The sequence below is a fragment of the Sorangium sp. So ce385 genome, assembly GCF_051474135.1.
Classification (GTDB): Bacteria; Myxococcota_A; Polyangia; order Polyangiales; family Polyangiaceae; genus Sorangium; species Sorangium cellulosum_D.
Map to the genome: position 1 here is coordinate 1908661 of NZ_CP150337.1, position 21335 is coordinate 1929995.

The following is a 21335-nucleotide window of genomic DNA, read 5'->3' on the forward strand; positions in this document are numbered from 1 at the left end:
GCGGAGCTCGGGCGGGATTCTCTGCAAATGCACGCGTCGTCACCGCGTTCGTTCGAGTGGATCTCAAGGGCGGCGAGCGCGCGGAGGGCGCGACGTGGCGCTGGGGCTGGACCCCGTACGGGCAGGTCGGTGACGGGACACGCGAGGACCGGCTCGTGGCCGTGGAGATCCTGGTGGCGTGAGTTCGGGCCTTCCTGCCGTTCGCTCCGCGGGAAATCGCCGGTATCCTGTCGGCATGGACTGCCCCGCGTGCGGCCGCTCGAACCCGGAGGCCCATGTCTTCTGCCCGGACTGCGGCGCCCGGCTCCCCCGCGCCGCGAGCGCGCCCGTGGCGGATCCCGTCACCGATCCCCACGCCGCGAGCGCGCCGGCGGAGCGCTCCCTCGAGGAGCGGGTGGGGCGGCTCGAGCGCGAGGTCAAGGCGCTGCTCGAGCGGCGATCCGCGTCGATGCGCGACGAGCTCCGCTGCCCCGCATGCGGCGCGAGGAAGATCCTCCACGCGCCCAAGGTCCTCGACGCGGACGCCGACGGGCGGAGCGAGCTCGCCATCGCGAAGCCGAGCGTCTGGAGCAGCCGGAGGGTCGGCAAGCTCGAGGCGTACATCTGCGCGGGCTGCATGCTGGTCGAGTGGCACGTGAAGGAGCTCGAGGGGCTCGACGAGCACGTGGACGTGTCGGTGCTCGATGGTGAGGCGCCGCGCCAGGGACCGTATCGTTGATCGATCGCGCCCGCCCGCGTTGTGAAGCCATGCAAGGTCGCCCGTGATGGGCGCCTGGACCGCCCGCTTCGCCGACAGGATGAGCTACGTCGCAGCGGGAGGGCGCCTCTCAGGCGCGGGAACCCGCAGGGGCGACGTCGCGGACGCCTCGCTGGCGTGATGCCCCCCGCCTCGCCCGCGGCCTCTCCTCGCGTCGGGGCGGCGGCGCGGGACGCCCGGTGCCCTGTCGGGCGGTGGAATGCCCGTTGCCAGGAGGGTGCCTGGTGCGACACAACGGCGACACCACCCGCGCCGGAGCCCCGGCCGCGGGCAGCCTTCCACCTGCTTATCCGCGGAGAGATCTCATGCGCCGAAGCCTGATCCCGATGCTCCTCTCGTCCCTCGCCCTCGCGGCCGCCGCTTGTTCGAGCGCACCGCCACAGCCCGTCGAGACCCCGACGGGGGCATCGTCCGCCGAGACGCCCGGGAATGCGGGGCCGGAGGCCGCGCAGAACTCCCGCGAGGCCTCCGAGGAGGAGGATCTCTGCTCGGACAAGCAGCCGACAGGCGACCCGCCGGTCTGCCCGCCGGGCTGCATCTGGAGCGGCCCCAAGCAGAAATGCATCCAGGATCGCGGCGTGATCGTCGACCAGCGCCCGGAAGAGCCGGTGCGCGACCCGCGCCCGGCGCCGACGTTCGTCCCGACGCCAGCGCCGACGTCGATCCCGACGCCACCATTGACGCCGTCGAAGTGACCCGCGCGCGCCCCGGGCAGGCCGAGATCGGCGCCGTCCGGCGCGCGGGCGAACGACAGCGCCTGCGACCGTGAGCGCCAGGGGCCGGAGAGGCCGGGCGCCGAGGGCGGCGCGGCCGCGGCCTCACCCCGACGCCGGCGCCGGCTCGGACGGGAGCGTCGGCTCCAACACCCTCCGCGTCGCAGCGACCCACGCGCGCGCCTCGTCCATCAGCCCCAGCGTGAGCGGGCGCAACGTCACGCCCGATCCAGCCGTCTCCGCGATCGCCGCCTCGATGGCCTCGGCCCCGACCTCGCCCCGCCGCGCCACGAAGAGCAGCTCCCAGAGCCGCGCCCCGAGGGCGAGGTCGCGGTCGCCTCGCGCCTCGGCGACCTCGCGGGCCGCCCGGGCGTCGGCGAGCGCCTCGGCGGAGCGGCCGGCCAGGGCCAGGATCTCCGCGCGCCGCAGCAGCGTGAGCGCCTGGCGACGGTCGCGGTGGGCGCGCTGCAGCGCCTCGGCCTCGTCGGCGGCCGAGAGCGCGCCGGCGAGATCGCCGGTGCGGCGGAGCGCGTCCGCGCGCAGCGACAGCGCGCTCGCGCGCAGCGCCGGATCCCCCGCCTCGGCCGCGAGCTCGGCCGTGCGGCCGGCCGTCTCCGCCGCCTCGGCCGCGCGACCGTCCCGCAGCAGGAAGGCGGCGAGGTTCGTGAGCACGAGGCGGAGCTGGCCGCGCATGCCCTCCGCCTCGGCCCGCGCGGCGAGGCGGCCAAGCCGGTCGATCGCGGCGCCGAGCCGGCCGCGCTCCGCCTCGAGCACCGCGAGATCAGCCTCGATGTGCAGCCGGTGCCAGCTCGACCCGAGCGCGGTCGCGATGGTGAGCGCGCGCGTGAGGTCCTCCTCGGCCAGCGCGAGGTCGCGGTGGTTCGAGGCGTAGTTCAGCTCGAAGCGCAGCACGCGCGCCCCGAACTCCAGCGCGGCGCCGGCGCGCGACGCGAGCGCCACCGCCTCGCCCGCGAGCGCGAGGGCCCGCTCCGGCGCGGCGACGCCGGCGAGCGCCATGCGCGCCTCGCAGCGGAGCGCCAGGTCGGGCTGGGCGTCGGCGTCGGCGAGCAGCACCGGATCGTCGTAGCCCTCCTCGCGCAGCCCCCGCGCCACCTCCAGCCGGCAGAGCCGGCGGAGCAGCGACACCGCCGCGCAGCGCGCGGGGAACACCGCCGCGCGCGCGTCGAGCGCGTCGAGCCGCCGCCGGGCCTCCTCGAGCTTCCTGCCGCGCAGGAGGGCGCGCACCGCCTCGATCTCGAAGGCGGCGCGATCGTCCGGGTCCTCGGCGAGCGCGGCGAGGCGGTCGCCGAACTCCACCGCCTCGACGAACAGGCCCGAGGCCAGCGCGGCCTCCATGGCCCGGCGGAGCCAGCGCCGCGCCTCCGGGGCCGCGCCCAGGCGCTCGTAGCCCGTGGCGAGGAACGCGGCGTCCGCGGCGGCGGTGGGGCCGCGCGCGATGGCGTCGAGCAGCGCGCGGTGCAGGCGGCGCAGCCAGGGCCGCGGCCGCGCGAGGTTGAGCACGGCCTGGCGCACCATCTCCTGGGCGAAGCCGTGCCCCTGCCCGTCGCTCGCGGCGACGAGGATGCCCGCATCGACGAGGGCGAGCAACGCGACCTCCAGCGCGTCATCGTCGCTGTCGATCACCTCGGCGAGCACGTCGGCGCCGAGGCCGCCGCCATAGAGCGCGACCGCGGCCAGCGCGCGCAGGGCGAGCCGCCCGGCGCCGCTCGCCGGATCGAGGTAGCCGGCGAGGCGCGCGGACACGAGGTCGGCGACGCCGGGGACGCCGCGGTCGAGGGCGTCCGGCGCCGCGACGTCCCAGACGCCGGCGCGGTGGACGAGCGCGCCCGTCTCGCGCCAGGCGACGAGCGCGTGAACGATGAAGAAGGGCACGCCGCCCGCGCCGCGCACCACCGCGCGCTCGAGCGCGGGCGCGACGGGGAGCGTGGCCTGGGCGAGGCGGGCGGCGTCCTCGTCGCCGAGCGGGCCCAGGGCGACGTGCCGGGCGCCGGGGCGGGTGCGCCCGCGCACCTCGGCGAGCAGGGCGCGCAGCGGCGGCGGAGGGTTCGGCTCGTCGCGCGCGGCCGCGAGGACGAGGAGGCGCGGCGACGCGCCGGGGCGGGCGCTCGCCGCACCTGCGCGCGCGCCGACGCGCTCGAGCACGAGCCGCAGCAGGATGAGGGTGGGCGCGTCGGCCCACTGGAGGTCGTCGATGGCGAGCAGCACCGGCGCCTCGACGCTCGCCCAGAGCAAGGCGTCCTCGACGGCTTCCATCGCGGCGGCCGCGTCCGGCGCGCCCGGGAGCACGCTCGGCGACAGCGCCCGCTCGATGGTGTCCTGCAGCAGGCCGAACGCGGAGGCGGCCTCGGGCGGGAGCGCCTCCAGGGCGCGGAGCAGCGGCCGGAGGGGGCTCTTCCGCTCCGGTGAGCAGGCGGCGCGGAGCACGCGGTCGTCGCCGATGCCGGCGCGCTCGACGGCAGCGGCGAGCAGCCGGGTGCGGCCGATGCCGAGCGGGCCTGTGATCACCGCGGCGCGGACGGCGCCCTCCCGCACCTCCGCGGCGAGGCGGGCGAGCACCTCGAGGGCGTCGCTGCGGCCGACCAGCGCGGCGTGCGGGCAGGGCTCGGGCGGGCCTCCGGCCTCGCTCGTCCGGACAGCGCCCGGCGCGGCGGGGAGGGTGACGTCGTGCGGCAGGTCGGCGGTCGGCAGGTCGCGCCGGGCGGGCTCCGCGCCCGGGGAGCCGCGCCCGACGCGGATCGTCGGCGGCGGGCGGTCGCTCGTGGACAAGGCGAGCGCCCGCTCGAGCTCGCGCGCGACCCACTCGGCGTGGCGCGGGCGCGCGCCGGGATCCGGATCGAGCAGGAGCGCGGTGAGGCGCGCGAGCGGCTCGAGCTCGGGCGCGCCGGGCGGCAAGAGCGCGTCGAGCCGGGGCGGGCGCCGCTGGTCGAGGAGGGCCTCCAGCCCGCCCACCGCGTCGACCGGGAGCATGCCGGTGCACAGGCGGAAGAGCGTGGCGCCGAGGGCGTAGAGGTCGGTGCCGGGCGAGGCGGCGCCCCCGAGGAGCCGCTCCGGCGCCATGTAACCGGGGGAGCCGAAGACCGGCCGATCGGCCGCGCCCGCGGGCACGAGGGAGGGGTCGTCGACGACGATGCCGAAGTCGATGAGCTTGTAGGCGGGGCGCGCCGCGGAGCCTCGGCCTGCGGACGGCGGCTCCGGCGCCGCCGCGCGCTCGACGATGTTGCTCGGCTTGACGTCGTGGTGCACGAGGCCAGCGCCGTGAACGGCGGAGAGCGCCCAGGCGACGGCCAGCGCGGCCTCGGCGGCGTCTCGAGGGCTCAGGCACCCGGCCTGCTCCAGGCGGCGATCGAGGCTGAGGCCGGCGACGTGCTCCATGGCGAGCCCGACCGCGCCCCAGGCGTCGTCGCGGTGCAGGGCGTAGAAGCGGACGATGTTGGGGTGCTCGACCCGGCAGAGGGCGCGCGCCTCGTCGAGGATGGCGTCGCGCCAGGACGCGGCCGCGGGCGAGGCCGGGGCGATGCCGTCCGGCAGGAAGAAGAGCTTGACCGCGGCGTCGCGGAGCTTGCGGCCGTCGTAGATCTCCTCGGCCAGCCACACGGGGGCGAAGCCGCCGCGCCCCAGCTGGCGGATCAGCCGGAAGGGGCCGAGCCAGCGCTCCGCGTCGGGGCGCTGGAGGTAAACGGACGCGGCGGAGGAGGCGGGGGACGGCATCCGGGCCGGGTGCGATGCTAGCGCGAGTCGAGCCGTCCGCGCGGGCGACCCTACCCGGCCGCGTCCCCGCCCTCGCCGCTTCCCTCTGCGTCCCCGCGCAGGCCGTGGCGCTTCATGGCGCGCTGGACGAATTTGCGGTTCACCCGCGCGAGCTCCGCCGCGCGCGACACGTTGCCGCCCGTCTGCCGGAGCGCGGCGTCCAGGTACGCCTTCTCGTACGCCTCGGCCACGCGCTCGCGGCCCGCGAGCAGCGGCTCGTTCAGGTCCACCGCGGGCTCGCCGAGCGCGCGTGAATCGAGCGCGAGCGCCGCCGCGTGCGCCGGACGACCGCCCGCGCCGCCGGCGGCGCCCAGCGAGAGCGCCCGGGCCACCGCGTTGCGCAGCTCGCGGACGTTGCCAGGCCACGAGCGCGACGCGAGCCCCGCCACCACCTCCTCGGAGAGCGGCGGGGGCGAGCCGGAACGGGGGCGCAGCTCCTGCTCGAAGTGGCGCACGAGATGCGGGATGTCGCCCTGCCGCTCGCGGAGCGGCGGCAGCGCGACCTGGATGACCGCGAGGCGGTAGTAGAGATCCTCGCGGAACTTCCCGCGCTCCACCTCGCGGGCGAGGTTCCGGTTCGTGGCGGCGACGATGCGCACGTCGACCCGCCGCGGCACGTTCGCCCCCACCCGCCTCACCTCGCGGCGCTCGAGGGCGCGCAGGAGCTTGGGCTGGAGATCGAGCGGCAGCTCGCCGATCTCGTCGAGGAACAGGGTGCCGCCGTCCGCCGCCTCGAAGGCGCCGGGGCGATCGGCGAACGCGCCCGTGAAGGCGCCCCGCACGTGGCCGAACAGCTCGCTCTCGATCAGGGTGGCGCTCACCGCCGAGCAGTCGAAGACCACGAACGCCCCGCCCTGGCGCGGGCTCTCCTCGTGCACCGCCTCGGCGACGAGCTCCTTGCCCGTGCCGGTCTCGCCCTCGACGAGCACGGTGGCGTCCGTGGCCGCGACCCGCTCCAGCACCGCGAACAGCCGGCGCATGGCCACGCTGCGCCCGAGCATGCCGCCGAAGCGCTCGCGCTGGGAGAGCGGCAGCTCGACGACGTCGCTCAGCATGCGCAGCCGCATCGTGGTGCCGCCGATCGAGATCGCCGCGTCGGGGCGGGCGTAGGCGTCCCGCACCTCCACGCCGTCGACCGCCGTGCCGTTGCGGCTGCCGGCGTCGATCACGCGGATGCGCTCGCCCTCGACGCGCACGACGAGGTGCAGGCGGCTGACCGTGGGGTCCTTGAGGACGAGATCGCATTCCCGCCCGAGGCCGACGCGCGCCTCCGGCCCCGGGAGCTCCGCGACGAGCCCCCGATCCGGACCGTGCACGACCTCGACGCGGATCTTGCGTGAGGGGAGCCTGAACGCGCTGCCGTCGCGCTCCAGCGGCTGGGTGAGCTCCTGTGCCACGGCGTGAGTATAGGCGGGAAGCGCATCCCCCAGCCTGGGGATCGCCCGCGGCCCCCGCGGCCGCGACGCGATCACAGGCAGCGGGTTATCCTCCGCAGCCTCATGGCCAGGACGCGATGGACACCGTGGCTCGCCGGCGCGCTCGCCGCGCTCTGCACGGCGGTGATGGCCCCGGCCCCGGTCGAGGCGCAGTCCCAGCCCCTGTGGGTACCGCCGAGGACGGCGCTGCCGTCGCCCGAGGACGAGCGGCTGGACGGCGCCCTGGACCACGAGCTCTGGGAGATGACGGCGCAGGGGAGGTACTTCGAGGCGCTCTCCGCCGCCGAGCGGCTCCTCGAGCTGCGCCAGCGCGCGCTCGGGCCGGAGCACCCCCAGACCTCGCTCGCCGCGATCTGGGCGGCGAGCCATTACCGGAGGGTCGCGGAGTACCACAAGGCAGCGTCCCTGCTGGAGCGCGTCCTCGCCCTCCTGGAGCGGGATCGCACCCCGGGCGATCTGCTCTTCCCCGAGCTGGGGGCCCTCGCGCTCGTGTACCGCGACATGGGCGACTTCCGGCGCGCGGAAGCGCTCTACCGGCGCCTCCTGGCCGACCACGTGCTGGTCGGGAACAGCGGCGACGACGCGCTCGGCGGGCTGGCGGCCCTGGCCAAGGCCCAGGGGGATCTCGACAGGGCCGCGTTGCTCTACGAGCGCCTCCTCGCGGCACGAGAGAAGGAGAACGCCAAGGACAGGAGCGAAGGGGCGAAGCTCGACGACCACGAGCTCGGCGTGGCGCTGGACAACCTCGCGGAGGTCTACCGGCTCCAGGGAGCCCATCCCCGAGCCGAAGCGCTCTTTCGGCGCGCCGTGGGCATCCTGGAGAGATGGAGCGGCGGGCCGGCGCTCTCCCTGGCCACGTGCCTCGACCACCAGGCGCTCCTCTACCAGGACATGGGGGACGACGCGCGCGCCGAGCCGCTCTTCCTGCGGGCGCTCGCGATCCGTGAGAAGGAGCTCGGGCCGGCGCACCCCGACGTCGCCGAGCCCCTGGCTCACCTCGCCGCGCTGTACCGGGACAGGAAGCTGTACGGCCGCGCCGAAGCGACGTTCCGGCGCGCGCTCTCCCTCCTCCAGCAGGCCCTGGGACCCGAGCACCCGCGCGTCGCCGAGTGCGCGGGCGCCCTCGAGGGGCTCGCCCTCGCCCAGGGCAAGCTGCGGGAGGCCCTGAACCTGCGGCTCGCCGCCGTCTCCGCCGAGGATCGGCACCTCACGCGCCTGCTCACCAGCGGCGCCGAGCGAGAGAAGCGCGCCTTCCTCGGCAGGCTCGAGCCCTCGACGAGCGCGGCGATCTCGCTCCACGCGATCTCCGCCCCGAAGAACGGCGAAGCGGCGGCGCTCGCGCTCACGACCGTCCTCCGCCGCAAGGCGCGCGCCCTCGACGCGACGGCGGACAGCCTGGCCAGCCTGCGCAGGAGCATGACCAGGCAGGATCAGGCCCTGCTCGACCGGCTCGGTGAGATCGACGCCGAGCTGAGCGCCCGCGCGTACCGCGACCCCGCCGGGCAGCGCGCGCGCGTGCAGGCGCTCGAGGAGGAGCGGGAGGGCGTCGAGGCCGAGGTGAGCCGGCGGAGCGCCGCCTTCCGGGCGGAGCAGCGCCCCGTGCTCCTCGCCGAGGTGCAGGCGGCGATCCCGGAGGACGCGGCGCTGATCGAGCTCTTCGCCTACCGGCCCTACCAGCCCCGGGCCACGCAACGCGACCGGCTGGGCGAGCCCCGTTACGTCGCCTACGTTCTTCGACGGAAGGGAGGGCCCGCCTTCGCCGATCTCGGCGAGGTGAAGGCGATCGACGCGGCCGTGGAGGAGCTGCGCCGCGCCCTGTCCGACCCGTCGCGGGACCCCACGCGCCTGGCGCGCGGCCTGGACGCCCAGCTCATGGCCAAGGTGCGCCCGCTCCTTGGCCCGGCCCGGAAGCTCCTGATCAGCCCCGACGGCGCGCTCGGCCTGCTGCCCTTCGGCGCGCTCATCGACGAGGATCAGAGATACCTGCTGGAGCGCTACGAGATCACGTACCTCACCACCGGACGCGATCTCCTCCGGCTCACGGCGCCCGCCGCGCCGGGGCAGGAGCTCGTCGTGATCGCCGATCCGGCCTTCGACGGCGGCGCGCCGGCGCCGCCTCCCGGCAAGGAGCCCTGCAGCTGGGATTGCCAGGCGCCGCGCGGCGTCGACCTGTCGAGGCTCAGGTTCCTGCCGCTCCCGGGCACCGCGAAGGAGGCGGCCGAGGTCGGCGCGAAGCTCACGGGCGCGCGGGTGCTCACGGGCGCGAGCGCGACCGAGGGCGCCGTGAAGGGCCTCGCCAGGCCGCGCATCCTCCACATCGCGACCCACGGCTTCTTCCTGCCCGCGGCCTCTGCGCCGGCGCAGGCGCCTGCCCGCCACGGGCTCGATGCGGTCGCTCGCGCGGCCGTGGCCGCGTCCGTGTCCGAGGTGGACAGCGCCCTCCTGCGCTCGGGGCTGGCGTTCGCGGGCGCGAACCTCCGCGAGAGCGGCGGCGACGACGGCGTGCTGACGGCGGCCGAGGTCTCCGGGCTCGACCTGTCCGGTACGCAGCTCGTCGTGCTCTCCGCGTGCGACACGGGCGTCGGTGAGCCGAGCCATGGCGAGGGGGTGCAAGGGCTCCGCCGCGCGCTGGTCATCGCGGGGGCGGAGACCCAGGTGATGAGCCTCTGGCGCATCGGCGACCAGGCCACGCGCCACCTGATGACGGCCTATTACGACCGGCTGGTCTCCGGGCGAGCGCGCAGCGGCGCGCTGCGGGAGGCCCAGCTGTCGCTGCAGGGGCAACCGGACACCGCGCACCCGTTCTACTGGGCAGCGTTCATCGTGTCCGGGAACGGCGGCCCGCTCCGCGGAGGTCCGCCCCTGAGCGCCGTCCCGAAGCCGCGAACCGACCCGGTGGAGCCGGTGCGGCCAGGACCGAGGGGGTGCGCCTGCGAGGTCCAGGGCGGAGCGGCCGGCGGCGCGCCGCGGCTCGACCTCGCCGCTGGCGTCGCCGCCGGCCTCGCCGCGGCCGCCCGTCGGCGACGCGCCGGCTCGAGGGCGGCGAGGCGCTCCGCGAAAGCCGGCTGAGCCCTGGTGCCCCCGCGCTGTCGCGCCGACGGGGGACGGCGGGGCGCGGGGTGCCCCCGAGCTGTCGCACCGCCCTGCGAATACCGCGGAGATCGGCGGACTGCGCCCTTGGCCCGGCGCGTGCTGAAGAGTTTGGCGAGTCTGTCGAGTCCGGCGTCACGACATTGCGACGGACTCGACAACCATCAAAGGAGATTCGCCATGAACCGTCTCGTGAAAAGCACCCTCGTCGTCGCCTCCGCCCTCGCCCTCGGCGCCATCACGCTGCCCGCCGCGGCCCGCAGCTCCGTCGGTTTCCTCGGGCGCGCCCAGAACCCCGCCGACGCGGGGTGCTTCGGCGAGATCTACGGCAGCACGGTCAACAACTGCAGCACCACGAAGCTCCTGATCATCCCCGTGAGCATGGATCCGGGGCCCTTCAACAACTACTTGAACGCGACCGTCACCGCGTACGCGCCCAACGCGACCGGGCTTGTGCAGTGCGCGTCGTTCGGGATCGACAGGGCGTCGGGGGGATACTGGGGAGGCCAATACCAGAACCTGCCCGCGTTCGGCTCGCGGCAGGACATCGTGCTGCCCGGCGCGTTCTTCTACCCCGACGGCGCGGCCTACGTCGCATGCTACGTCGGCCCCGGCGGGCAGGTGAACCAGGTCCGCTACTGAGATCGACGGCGTGCGCCGCGGGAGCGGGGGGCTCCCGCGGCTTTGCTCGGGCCGGCTGGCCGCGCAATGAAGGGAGTCATGGGCATGAAGCGGATAGGGCAGGTTCTCACCGCGCTCGCGGTGATCGGCGCCGTGACGATGTTCGTCCTCGAGTGGCGGCGCCAAAAGCGCCAGGAGGCCGAGCTCGCGCGCATGCGCGCCGAGGTGGGCGAGCTCTCGCGCGACCTGGAGGAGGCGCGCGGCGGCGCCGCGAGCGCCGAGTCGGTGCGGCGGCTGGAGCGCCGTCTGGAGGCCGCCGCCCGGCCGAACGACGCGCCGCGGCCTGCGTCCGGGGAGGAGGCCGAAACGGCGGGGCAGCCCGACGACGAGGAGGGCGAGAGCCCCGCGCCGGCCGAGCCGCGCCCGGTCGATATGGCCGCGGTGAGCGCGCGAATCCAGGACGTGTTCGCGCAGCAGGGGACCGACGCGCAGTGGACCGCGCGCGCGAGCCAGACGGCGCGCGAGAGGCTGAGCTCGGCCCTCCCCGAGCGATCGTCGCTGCGCACGCTGGAGTGCCGCAGCTCGATGTGCCGCATCGAGACGGAGCACGACGACATGGCGCAGATGCAGCAGTTCATGCAGGAGGCGTTCATGGATCCGCAGAAGAGGCCCTGGAACGGCGGGTTCTTCGCGATGCCCGTGAGCGATCCGGACACCGGCAAGGTGGTGGTCGTGTCCTACCTCGCGCGCGAGGACGAGGAGCTGCCGATGCCGCTGTGACCCGACCGGCGCCGCCCGCCACGTTCGCCGGCGGCGGCGCCGGCGATCGGCGCGAGATCGTGCTCGTGTCCTCCTTCGCGTCGCTCGCCGCCACCGTCGCGGTAGGCTGAGTCGCGGACACGCAGGATCCCGAGCCCGTGGATGTCTCCGAAGAGAATACCGAGAGCGCCGAGCAGGCCATGCTCTCCTTCGGCGAGGCGCTGGAAACGCAGCGGCAGCTCGTCTTCACGACGCTCGATGAGGAGTCCCACACGCGCGCGCCGGGCTTCGACACCACCAAGGTCTTCGAGGAGGTGCAGAACGCGAACGACTCGTTCGTGCACATCAGAGGCACGCACTTCCACTCGAGCTTCGGCCACCTTGTCGGCTACGACGCGGGCTACTACAGCTACCAGTGGGCGCTCGCGCTCTCCCGCGACGTGCTGACGCGCTTCAAGAAGGAGGGGCGCCTCAACCCGACGACCGCGGCGGCGCGGCGGGACGAGGTGCTTTCGAAGGGCGCCGGCGACGACGAGGAGACGATGGTCGAGCGCTTCCTCGGGCGGGCGACCAGCGCCGATCCGTACATCGCCTACATCCGCGAGGAGTGATCCTCACCGCGGGGGGAAGCCTCGACGCGCGGCGTCGTCGAGGTGAATGCGGGCGCGCGCTCCGTCAGGGGAGCGCGCGCTTGACGCCGGGAACGGGCCTGCGTCTCCTGTCCTCGGTCACGGGAAGGAGCGCGCATGTTCGTCGTTCGAGTCGCCCAGCTCAGCGCCTTCGAGAAGGCCTCGCAGGAGGAGTTCGGGGACGAGGTGGCGCGCTCCTGCCGGGCGCTCTCCCCGCACCTCTGCGAGGCGCTCGGGGCCCCTGCCCTGCGCTGCGCGATCCATCAGGCGGTGATCGACGCGGCCGCGCATGGCTTCACCCACCGCGGGCCCGTCCGGCTCTACGTCGAGCTGACGCTCCTCTTCGGGCGCGGGTTCGATACCGATCCTCAATATCCGTGGGCGGCCGAGCAGCTCGCGCGCGATGAGCTCCTCTACCAGCTCCTGCGGGCCGAGGCGCTCTTCGCGAGCGCAAGCGCGTGGCTCGAGCAGGTCCGCCCGCTCGATCCGAAGCGCGCGCGTGAGGCCGCGCTGCGCCTCGCGGCGATCGAGGGCGCGCCTGCGATCGAGCCGGACTCGGCGCTACGGCAGCGCCTCGCGGCCGAGGCGCGATCCGCGATGGTCGAGATCCATCCGGAGAAGTGCGCGCATCTCGGCGGCGAGCTGCTCGATCGCCTCGCCGCGTTCGCCGTCGCGAAGGCCTGGGACGACCACGGGCTCCGGGCGCCGCGCTCCATCCGGCGCGCGGCGCTGCTGATGTTCGCGTTCGGCCATCGCTGCGGCGAGGACCTGTTCCACCCGTGGATCGGCGAGCTGTTCGGAGGAGGTGACGCATGACCGGACTCGCGAGTCCTTCGACCACCTCGGGGGCCGACACGCCCGTGAGCGCGACGACGCAGGCCTGCGGCGTGAAGCGGGTCATCGTCATCGATCCCGGGCACGGCGGCACGCAGGACCTCGACGGCAGCAGCCACAACAATGCGGTCTCCCGATCCGGCGAGCTGGAGAAGAACCTCACGCTCGCCTTCGGCCTGAGCCTGCACGCGCAGCTCCGGACCGCGGAGGTGCAGGCGATCTTCCAAGCGAAGGGCTACTGCGAGGTCGAGGTGCTGATGACGCGGGAGACCGACGTCAACGTCGCCGGCAACGATCGCATCGCCGTGGCGACCAACGCGAAGGCCGACATCTTCCTCAGCATTCATTTCAACGGAAGCGCGGACCGCAGCCTCCGCCAGATCGAATCGTTCTACCGCGCTACCTCGAACCGCTACCAGACGAACGAGGCGGCGGACCGGCAGCTCGCGGCCGTGGTGAACGACGCCACGGCGCAAGGCATGCGCACGTTCGATTCCGGGACGCGCGGGACGGCGTCCCGGCCCGACACCACGACCCACGCGAAGAGCATCCGGGTGCTGCGCGATCCAGGCGTCGGCCTCAGCGGGGCCATGTGCCGGTCGGCGCTGCTCGAGGTGGAGTACATCTCGAATCCTCGGGTCGAGGAGTTGCTGGTGACCGGCGCCAACCGCGTGCGGAACCGGGACACCCTCATGCTCCACGTCGCGAGGGCGCTGGCTCGGGCGTTGTGAGAAGGGGCGTCGATCGCTGCATTGAACTCCGTGGCGAACGCAGAAGCCGACCTGCGCGCGCCCTTCCGAAAAGGCGTCGGCCTGAATGGGTTCGAGCGGAATGGACGTCGTTTCGTCGTGCAGGCTCGGTGTCTCCGGGTTCGTCTGGCAGCCGCAGGGGGCCTACGCGCAGGCGGTGGTCGTGACGGCGACCTTCCGGCTAGAGCCCGGGGAATCGAAGCTGGCGGAGGCGCAGGACGCGCCTAACGACGAAGAGCAGCACTGGAACGACGACGTCGCGCGGAGCCTCTCCGCGGTGAGCGACAAGGTGTCCTAGAAGCCGAGGGCCGACGTGCTGCTGGTGGGGCATGCGTACGCGCCGGGGCAGTAGCCGGTACAATCGTTGATCGCGCAACTCCTAGTGGGCGAGAACGACAAGCCCATCGAGGTCTGGTGCGCTCGCCGAGCGCCGAGAGAAGCAGGCGATGTTCCTTGGCTCGGTCACGATGGCGACGAGCTTCATCCGCCCCTTGCAAGTTGGGCACTCGAGGACATCGATCGTACATGTGCGGCGCAAGAGCTCGGCCCACGGCCGATAGCCGCCACACTTGCGTTTCGGAGCGGCGTCATCGTCCGCCTTCGCAGGCTCTTCTGACTTCGCAGGAGTCCCGACGATGGTCCCCCTTACGTGCTGTCTGCGCCTTGCGCCGCACCGTTCCTCGTTCGCCGGAGCGCTGTGAGCTCAGTTACCGGTCCCCCTTCGCCATGCTCAGCGCGATGCGACGTCAACGGCGAATCGCCACGCCGCGTCAGGGGGCACAAGGCTCCTTCCACGGTCCGCCTCACCTCCTGAAAATTACATCGTATCAACAATTTGGCGCCGATACTACACCGATGGTCGGGCTGCACACTCCGAACCATCCGGGGCGATGGCGACGACGACTGGACCGCGCGCCGCGCCGGTGTATACCCCCCGTGACATGGTGCATTTGGACGAGAAAGTTGAGCCCCTTTTCGCGCAAATCGTTCGCCGCAACCCCGGCGAATCGGAGTTCCACCAGGCGGTCCGTGAGGTCCTGGAGTCCCTCGGCCCGGTGCTCTCGAAGCACCCCGAGCTGACGCGCCAGAAGATCATCGAGCGCATCTGTGAGCCCGAGCGCCAGGTGATCTTCCGCGTGCCGTGGGTCGACGACCGCGGCGAGGTGCAGCTGAACCGCGGCTTCCGTGTGCAGGTGAACAGCGCGCTCGGCCCCTACAAGGGCGGCATCCGCTTCCACCCGACGGTCTACCTCGGGACCATCAAGTTCCTCGGCTTCGAGCAGGTCTTCAAGAACGCGCTCACCGGGATGCCGATCGGCGGCGGCAAGGGCGGCGCGGACTTCGACCCCAAGGGGAAGTCCGATGGCGAGATCATGCGCTTCTGCCAGAGCTTCATGACCGAGCTCCACCGCCACCTCGGCGAGTACACCGACGTGCCGGCGGGCGACATCGGCGTGGGCGAGCGCGAGCTCGGGTACATGTTCGGGCAGTACAAGCGCCTCACGAACCGCTACGAGTCGGGCGTGCTCACCGGCAAGGGCCTCTCGTGGGGCGGCTCGCTGGTGCGCAAGGAGGCGACCGGCTACGGCGCCGTCTACTTCGTCGCCGACATGCTGCGGGTGCGCGGCGAGAAGCTCGCGGACAAGACGTGCGTGGTGTCGGGCTCGGGCAACGTCGCGATCTACGCGATCCAGAAGCTGGAGCAGCTCGGGGCCCGCGTCATCGCGTGCTCGGACTCGAGCGGCTACGTGCACGACCCCGACGGCATCGATCTCGCGCTGCTCAAGCAGGTGAAGGAGGTCGAGCGCGCTCGCATCAGCGAGTACGCGACGCGGCGCGGCCGGCGCTCGCGCTTCGCGCCGGGCGGCAACGTCTGGGAGGTGCCGTGCCAGATCGCGCTCCCCTGCGCGACGCAGAACGAGCTGAACGCGCGCGACGCGGCGACGCTGGTGAAGAACGGCTGCCGCGCCGTCGCCGAGGGCGCGAACATGCCCACCACGCCCGACGGCGTGCGCGTCTTCCTCGAGTCGGGGGTGGCGTTCGGCCCCGGCAAGGCGGCGAACGCCGGCGGCGTGGCGACCTCGGCGCTCGAGATGCAGCAGAACGCGAGCCGCGACTCGTGGTCGTTCGAGCACACCGAAAAGCGGCTCGCCGAGATCATGACGAACATCCATCGCACGTGCTACGACACGGCGGAGGAGCTCGGCGTGTCGGGCAACTATGTGGTGGGCGCGAACGTCGCGGGGTTCCTGCGGGTCGCGCGCGCCATGATCGCGCTCGGCGTGATCTGACGGCTGGCCGCGAGGGAACGGAAACCGCGCACGAGGCGGCCAGACATCGTCCCATGGGAGACGCCAACGCGTGAATACGCCGCTGTCGCCACCTGGAGCGGAGCGGGCTGACGGATCCTCCGTCCAGATCGGCGCGCTCGTTCCGCTCACTCGGCCCGGCTGGGTCGAGGCAGGCCGGCACTTGCTCGCTGGACTCGAGCTGGCCGTTCGTGACGTCAATGACGCCGGCGGGATCGTCGGGAGACCCCTCGAGCTGGTGGTCCGAGACACCGCGGCTGATCCGAAGAGGGCCGCGGCGGCCGTCGATGAGCTGGCTCGCCTGGGCGTGGCTGCCTTGGCGGGGGAGTATCACAGCGTCGTCGCTCGCGCCGCTGCCGCCAGGGCCGACGCCCTCGGCCTGCCGTTCCTCTGCTCGTCAGCGGTCCTCGACGCGCTCACCGACCAGCCGACGGAATGGGTCGCGCGCCTCGCCCCGGCGCAGTCCCACGGCTGGCGGATCTACGCGAATTTCCTCCTTGACGCGGGCCACAGGCGCATCGCCGTAGCAGCCGATTCGAGCGTCTACTGGGCGTCTGGGGTCCGCATTCTGCGGGACTACCTCGCTCCACGCGGCGGCACCGTCATCGAGCTCGACATGCGCGCGCTCGCCCCCGCGGCCGTGTGCGACGAGCTCGTCGACCATCGCGCGACAGCCCTCCTTCTGCTGGTCGGCTACCCGGAGCCGGCGGTGTCGATCGTCACGTCGGTCCGCCGCGACCGGCGCCTCGCCGAGATCATGATGGGTGCTCCGGCCGGGCAACCGGAGTTCGCCGAATGGGCGACGTTGCTGGGCGGCGACGGCGCCGCGATCCCGTTCTTACGCTACCTGCCCGAGCGCCTCAGCCCGCTCGGTGCCCGAGTCGAGGCGGCCCTGCGCGAGCGGCTGGCCGGAGCACCCTCCTTCGTCGCCTTCGAGGGCTACGACACGGTCACCGTCCTCGCCGATGTGCTGCGTTCTCACGGCGCGGACCGGGCGCGCGCCGCCGGATCCTGGGCGCGCGTCGCGGTCGAAGGCACCCGCGGGCAGATCCAGCTCTCCCGCACGCCAGGCGTCAGCGTCTGGCAATGGGCTTGGCCGCCGGTCCAAGTCGTCGATCGAGATCCGGCGGCGCCCGATCGCTTTCGGATCCTTCACGTCGGCTGAGAGCGCGCAGGGGGCCGACGGCCCCAGATCTGAGCTCGCGAGCTGGCCGCGGTGGGTTTTGCGCGGGCTGAGCTGCCCCCGAACTCTGGGCCGCCAGGCGAGCGTGGCCTTTCTCGTTTCGCCGAACAGCGCGCGCAGGCAGCGCACGAGTCAGCCAGGTACAGCAAAACGTTACGACGGCGGCAGCGGGGAGAGGAAAATCAAAGCGCGGTAGCTGCTCCAGGCTCACAGACATGGGTATACGATCCGACCTCACTGGAAAGCGATGGCGATTCCACAGCGTATCCGTGCGCCGAGGTGCCGCCTTCGCGCCACAGCCTGCGGGGTAGTGGTCAAATTTGAACATGAAGGCAGGAAGGCGGGAAGAAAGCATGAATGATCTTCCCGCCTTCCCGCCTTCATGTGGACACTCCCTGGGCAAAGTTGACCACTACCCGACGCGGGCTGGGCAGCGACGGGCGGGGAGCTCGGCGTGGACGCCGCGAGCGAGCGAGAGGGCTTTGCGGGCTGCGTGAGCGGACGGACCGAGGCGAGCCACGGGCTGAGCCAAGCGGCGCTGGTCGAGCCGCTCTCGGAAGGCGGCCCGTTCTCGTCCTCCAGCTGGATACGCGTGGGGGGCGCCAGCGGCGAGACCGTGAACGCGGCCCTGACGATCACCGAAGAGGGGGCGAGAGCCGCGAGAGCTCACGTCCTCTTCCGCGGCCGCCCGGACCACGACGCGCGCCTCTGCGGCCGGGCCGGCGACGCCCCGCGCCGAGGGATCGCGTTGCCCGACCCTCCCCGCAAGGAGGCACCCCGCGAGCTGCGCCACAGTGGGCCAACTCTGCCTCATCGATCGCGGCCGCCGCCGCGCTGCGCCGCTGGCCAGCGGAGCGGCGCCATCCACGGGTGCCCCGGGTCGGCGGGGAGTCGGTGCCACGGGCCGCGACGCGCCTCGCGCCGCCGTGGCATAACACCTGCTCTGCCGGGGCGCATGCGCAAGCTCCAGGTCCTTTCAGCCCTCCTCCCACTCTCCCTGATCTTCGCCGGCTGCGTCTCCGACACAATGGAACCGAATCCACGGTCAGCGTGCAGCGACGGAGGCGCGCCGCCGTGCGTCGCCGCCTCCGACAAAGAGCGGATCCTCGACCCTCAGGTGTCGGACGTCGAGCGCGACGACCTCGCCGACGGCAACACGAGGTTCGCGCTCGACCTCTACCACGAGCTCGGCGCCCAGCCGGGCAACCTCTTCTACTCGCCCTACAGCATCTCGAGCGCGCTGGCGATGACGTACGCAGGGGCCCGCACCGAGACGGAAGAGCAGATGGCGAGCACGCTTCACTTCACGACGCTGTCCCAGGAGCGGCTGCACCCGACGTTCAACGTCCTCAATCGTGTGCTCGAGAGCCGCGGCGAGGGGGCGAGCGGGGCGGGCGGCGGCAAGTTCCAGCTCAACATCGCCAATGCGCTCTGGGGTCAGATCGGCCATCCGTTCCTACCTTCGTTCCTCGACGTGCTCGCGGAGCACTACGGGGCGGGGATGACCCTCCTCGATTTCGCCGGGGCGGCCGAGGCGTCGCGGAAGATCATCAATGACTGGGTGGCCGAGCGCACCGAGGACCGGATCAAGGACCTCCTTCAGCAGAACGATGTCCAGAGCACCACGCGGCTCGTGCTGACGAACGCGATCTATTTCAACGCGGCCTGGAAGTTCCCCTTCGACGAGGACGCGACGGCCCCCGGCGACTTCACGCTGGCGGACGGGTCCAAGGCGTCCGTGCCGATGATGACCAACAAGGCGCCCATGCGGTATCACGAGGACGACGGGTACCAGGCGGTCGAGGTGCCGTACCAGGAAGACCGCCTGTCGATGGTGCTCGTGCTGCCATCGGACCTCGGCGAGTTCGAGGCGGGCTTCGATTTCTCGGCTCTCAGCACCCTCCTCGTCTTCCAGGAGACGCGGGACGTCACCATCACGTTGCCGAAATTCAGGGTGGAGTCGCGGTTCGATCTCATCCCGCCCCTCAAGGAGCTGGGGATGACCGCCCCGTTCTCCAACGCGGATTTCTCGGGCATCGACGGGTCGCGAAACCTGGCCATCAGCGCCGTGGTCCACAAGGCGTTCGTGGACGTGAACGAGGCCGGGACCGAGGCCGCGGCGGCGACGGCGGTGGCGATCGACGAGCGCGCGTCCCCGGCCGCGGCCATCCGCTTCGATCGGCCGTTCGTCTTCTTCATCCGGGACAACGACGCGCGCACGATCCTCTTCGTGGGCCGCGTGGCCGACCCGTCCAGGTAGGAGCTCCGAGCCCGCCGGGGAGCGAGGCCGCTGCCCGCCCCTCGGCGCGCCCCGCCGTGAGCGACGCGGGGGGCGCGGAGGGGCGAGGCGGACGGCGCTCCCGCGCTCTACCAGGTCGCCTGGTGGTAATCGAGGTCCGAGCTGGTCCCGACGGACAGCGTGTAGTCGGAGAACCAGACGTAGACACGCGAGGTGCTGTTCGCGATGTCGATGCCCTTGATCATCGACGCCGACTTGCCAGGCGGCAAGGAGTACGCGGTCGGCGCCTGCACGGCGTCCAGATCCGACGTCGTGCCGATGCTCATCGTGCCATCGTCGTACCAGACATAGACGTTGTCCGACGGGTTGATCGCGATCTCCACGATGTCGGCGATGGTCTTGCCGGGCGGGAGCGAGTAGGCGTACGGGCCGAGGTGCGCGTCGAGATCGCTGCTCGTGCCCGCGCTCACGGTGCCGTCGTCGTACCAGGCGTACACCCAGTCGGTCGACTTCGCGATCGAGAGGGCCACGATGTCGCTCGGGAGCCGGCCGGGCGGGAGCGAGTAGCTGTACGGCGCGTTGAAGTAGTCGAGATCGTAGCTCCTGCCGGCCGCGACCTTCCCGTCCGCATACCAGGTGTACACGCGGTCAGTGCTGGCGATGCCCATCCCGACGATGCTGGCCGGCGTCCTGCCCTCCGGCGGAGAGTAGCCGTACAGCTCCCTGACGGACTGGACGTCGCCTGCGCTCAGGGCGCTCCGCTGGGCGTAGAACACGCTGCCGTCGCTCGCCTTGACCATGGTCGGGAGGTTGGGGTCCGCGGGGAAGGCGAAGGAGCCGTAGAGCATGATGGATCCGAAGTCGAACTCGTCCAGATCGCGCCCGTCATTGCCGCAGTACTTCGTGAAATTGTGCTCTTCGCCCGACAAGATGTTGCCTGAATTGACCGTCACGAACTCGTCACGATCGCATCGGCTCTGCTCGTGCCGGAGCCCCACGGCGTGCCCGATCTCGTGGACGATGTTGCCGAACCCGCACCCCCCCGGGGGCTTGTAGCCCTGCAGCCCGGTCGCCGCGTCCAGATCGACGCTGGTTCCAGAGCTCTTCCTCGCGTCGGTGAACCACGTATAGACGCGATCGTTCGCCGCGATGTCGATCTCGACGATCATGCCCGAGCTCTCTCCGGGCGGCAGCGCGTAGGCGTGGGGCGCCGAGTGCGCGTCGAAGTCCGACGACGTCCCGCTGCTGACGTTCCCGTTCGAGTACCAGACGTAGATGTGGTCCGTCGTCCCCGCGATGCCGATGCCCCGGATGCTGGCGATCGCGTAGCCCGGCGGCAACGAGTACGTCGTCGGCCCCTGGTAATAGGCGAGGTTCCGCGACGTGCCGATCGTGAACTTGCCGTCATCGTACCAGGTATACACGCGGTCGGTCGACGCGATCGACATGGCGACGATGTCGGTCGCCTGATATCCGCTCGGGAGCTCGTACTCATACGAGGCCACGCGCGAGTCGAGATCCGTGCTGGTCCCCACGGAGACGAAGCCGTCGTTGTACCAGGTATACACCCAGTCGCTCGACTTCGCGATGGCGATGCCCACGATATCGGACGGATTTTGCATCTCGGAGAGCTCGATCTTCTGTCTCCCGCCCTTCCTTCCGGCGGGCGAGCGGCACGCGTTCGAAAGGACGAACTCGACGTAGTCGGCCTGGGTCGTGCGGGGGACGAAATCGATGTCCGTGTTCGCTTCCCAGTGGGAGATGGCGCTGTTGACGTTGAGCTGCATGCTCGAGGAGAGATTGCTGTCGATCACGTACGGGATGGTGCGATTGGGCCACCGCAGCTCCCGCAGCATCACTCCAGCTCCTTTCGGCCGCGACTCTAGCTCCTCCGCCGTACCCAGGACGATGTCGCCCTCGTGGACGGCCAGCCCGTCCACCACCTCGTAGTGAAGCTCCTCGGGGCCGTTCCTGCCGTCCACGAGCATCGACCGCTTCTCGCCCTTGCTCTTGGTGTTGAGCTCGGCCGAGATCGACTGGGTGCACGCGAGATCGACGGAGTCGATGGTGCACGCATGCGCCGTGGGGCCGGGGACGTCCGGCCCGGCGTCGCCTCCGCACCCGGCGCCGGCGAGCGCTGCGCCGAGGACGAGCAACGTCGAGCAAGGAAGAGCGCACGTTCTTCTCATCATTTCCTACCTGCTTTCGAGAGACCTGCGTGTCCCGCTCTCGGCGGCTCGCCGCACGA

At 72.4% G+C, this 21335-nt stretch carries 16 protein-coding genes; 13 read left to right on the top strand and 3 right to left on the bottom strand.

From position 1 onward, the window contains the following. Positions 1-56: 56 nt before the first annotated feature. The 3 genes from WME83_RS07015 to WME83_RS07025 all read left to right on the top strand — a co-directional run bounded on the left by WME83_RS07015 (position 57) and on the right by WME83_RS07025 (position 1452). Entirely contained in the window at positions 57-182 is a 126-nt protein-coding gene (locus WME83_RS07015) for a hypothetical protein (protein WP_437318476.1), read from the top strand. Between the two features lie 53 nt (positions 183-235). Next, entirely contained in the window at positions 236-718 is a 483-nt protein-coding gene (locus tag WME83_RS07020) for a double zinc ribbon domain-containing protein (RefSeq protein WP_437318477.1), read from the top strand. Between the two features lie 344 nt (positions 719-1062). After that, positions 1063-1452 (top strand): hypothetical protein, encoded by a 390-nt coding sequence (locus WME83_RS07025; RefSeq protein ID WP_437318478.1) that lies wholly within the window; start codon positions 1063-1065, stop codon positions 1450-1452. Between the two features lie 123 nt (positions 1453-1575). Here the strand turns inward: WME83_RS07025 and WME83_RS07030 are convergent, their stop codons facing one another. Both WME83_RS07030 and WME83_RS07035 read right to left on the bottom strand, forming a co-directional pair. Continuing rightward, positions 1576-5199, bottom strand: a complete 3624-nt coding sequence (locus WME83_RS07030; RefSeq protein WP_437318479.1) for a serine/threonine-protein kinase — start codon at positions 5197-5199, stop codon at positions 1576-1578. A gap of 50 nt (positions 5200-5249) precedes the next feature. Beyond that, on the bottom strand, positions 5250-6635 hold the full coding sequence (locus WME83_RS07035) for a sigma 54-interacting transcriptional regulator (RefSeq protein ID WP_437318480.1): 1386 nt from the start codon (positions 6633-6635) through the stop codon (positions 5250-5252). 102 nt (positions 6636-6737) lie between these two features. On the opposite strand from WME83_RS07035, the gene WME83_RS07040 reads away from it, so the two are divergent. The 10 genes from WME83_RS07040 (at position 6738) to WME83_RS07085 (ending at position 19108) form a co-directional block, all read left to right on the top strand. Beyond that, entirely contained in the window at positions 6738-9743 is a 3006-nt protein-coding gene (locus WME83_RS07040) for a CHAT domain-containing tetratricopeptide repeat protein (protein ID WP_437318481.1), read from the top strand. 201 nt (positions 9744-9944) lie between these two features. Further along, positions 9945-10406 (top strand): hypothetical protein, encoded by a 462-nt coding sequence (locus WME83_RS07045; RefSeq protein WP_437318482.1) that lies wholly within the window; start codon positions 9945-9947, stop codon positions 10404-10406. A gap of 84 nt (positions 10407-10490) precedes the next feature. Next, positions 10491-11165 (top strand): hypothetical protein, encoded by a 675-nt coding sequence (locus WME83_RS07050; RefSeq protein ID WP_437318483.1) that lies wholly within the window; start codon positions 10491-10493, stop codon positions 11163-11165. A 137-nt stretch (positions 11166-11302) separates the two neighbouring features. Beyond that, the gene (locus WME83_RS07055) at positions 11303-11755 is read left to right on the top strand and encodes a M3 family metallopeptidase (protein ID WP_437318484.1); all 453 of its coding nucleotides are present in this window, start codon (positions 11303-11305) and stop codon (positions 11753-11755) included. 135 nt (positions 11756-11890) lie between these two features. Then, positions 11891-12589 carry a hypothetical protein gene (locus WME83_RS07060; protein WP_437318485.1) on the top strand — a complete coding sequence of 233 codons (699 nt, stop codon included), beginning with the start codon at positions 11891-11893 and terminating at the stop codon, positions 12587-12589. Further along, the gene (locus tag WME83_RS07065) at positions 12586-13338 is read left to right on the top strand and encodes an N-acetylmuramoyl-L-alanine amidase family protein (protein WP_437318486.1); all 753 of its coding nucleotides are present in this window, start codon (positions 12586-12588) and stop codon (positions 13336-13338) included. Before WME83_RS07060 ends, WME83_RS07065 begins: the two co-directional genes overlap by 4 nt. A gap of 85 nt (positions 13339-13423) precedes the next feature. Further along, on the top strand, positions 13424-13654 hold the full coding sequence (locus WME83_RS07070; RefSeq protein ID WP_437318487.1) for a hypothetical protein: 231 nt from the start codon (positions 13424-13426) through the stop codon (positions 13652-13654). A 643-nt stretch (positions 13655-14297) separates the two neighbouring features. Beyond that, positions 14298-15647, top strand: coding sequence for an NADP-specific glutamate dehydrogenase (gene gdhA / locus WME83_RS07075; protein ID WP_437318488.1), 1350 nt, complete (start codon positions 14298-14300; stop codon positions 15645-15647). Positions 15648-15717: 70 nt separating this feature from the next. Continuing rightward, on the top strand, positions 15718-16830 hold the full coding sequence (locus WME83_RS07080) for an ABC transporter substrate-binding protein (RefSeq protein ID WP_437318489.1): 1113 nt from the start codon (positions 15718-15720) through the stop codon (positions 16828-16830). A gap of 1135 nt (positions 16831-17965) precedes the next feature. Then, complete coding sequence (locus WME83_RS07085) at positions 17966-19108, top strand: serpin family protein (RefSeq protein ID WP_437318490.1); 1143 nt, start codon at positions 17966-17968, stop codon at positions 19106-19108. Between the two features lie 107 nt (positions 19109-19215). Here the strand turns inward: WME83_RS07085 and WME83_RS07090 are convergent, their stop codons facing one another. Continuing rightward, on the bottom strand, positions 19216-21279 hold the full coding sequence (locus WME83_RS07090) for a M12 family metallopeptidase (protein ID WP_437318491.1): 2064 nt from the start codon (positions 21277-21279) through the stop codon (positions 19216-19218). Positions 21280-21335: the final 56 nt, after the last annotated feature.

Coding starts and splice junctions, on each gene's coding strand:
- WME83_RS07090 (WP_437318491.1), bottom strand. CDS start 21,279: ATGATGAGAAGAACGTGCGCTCTTCCTTGCTCGACGTTGCTCGTCCTC.
- WME83_RS07045 (WP_437318482.1), top strand. CDS start 9,945: ATGAACCGTCTCGTGAAAAGCACCCTCGTCGTCGCCTCCGCCCTCGCC.
- WME83_RS07065 (WP_437318486.1), top strand. CDS start 12,586: ATGACCGGACTCGCGAGTCCTTCGACCACCTCGGGGGCCGACACGCCC.
- WME83_RS07060 (WP_437318485.1), top strand. CDS start 11,891: ATGTTCGTCGTTCGAGTCGCCCAGCTCAGCGCCTTCGAGAAGGCCTCG.
- WME83_RS07030 (WP_437318479.1), bottom strand. CDS start 5,199: ATGCCGTCCCCCGCCTCCTCCGCCGCGTCCGTTTACCTCCAGCGCCCC.
- WME83_RS07040 (WP_437318481.1), top strand. CDS start 6,738: ATGGCCAGGACGCGATGGACACCGTGGCTCGCCGGCGCGCTCGCCGCG.
- gdhA (WP_437318488.1), top strand. CDS start 14,298: ATGGTGCATTTGGACGAGAAAGTTGAGCCCCTTTTCGCGCAAATCGTT.
- WME83_RS07050 (WP_437318483.1), top strand. CDS start 10,491: ATGAAGCGGATAGGGCAGGTTCTCACCGCGCTCGCGGTGATCGGCGCC.
- WME83_RS07025 (WP_437318478.1), top strand. CDS start 1,063: ATGCGCCGAAGCCTGATCCCGATGCTCCTCTCGTCCCTCGCCCTCGCG.
- WME83_RS07020 (WP_437318477.1), top strand. CDS start 236: ATGGACTGCCCCGCGTGCGGCCGCTCGAACCCGGAGGCCCATGTCTTC.
- WME83_RS07070 (WP_437318487.1), top strand. CDS start 13,424: ATGGGTTCGAGCGGAATGGACGTCGTTTCGTCGTGCAGGCTCGGTGTC.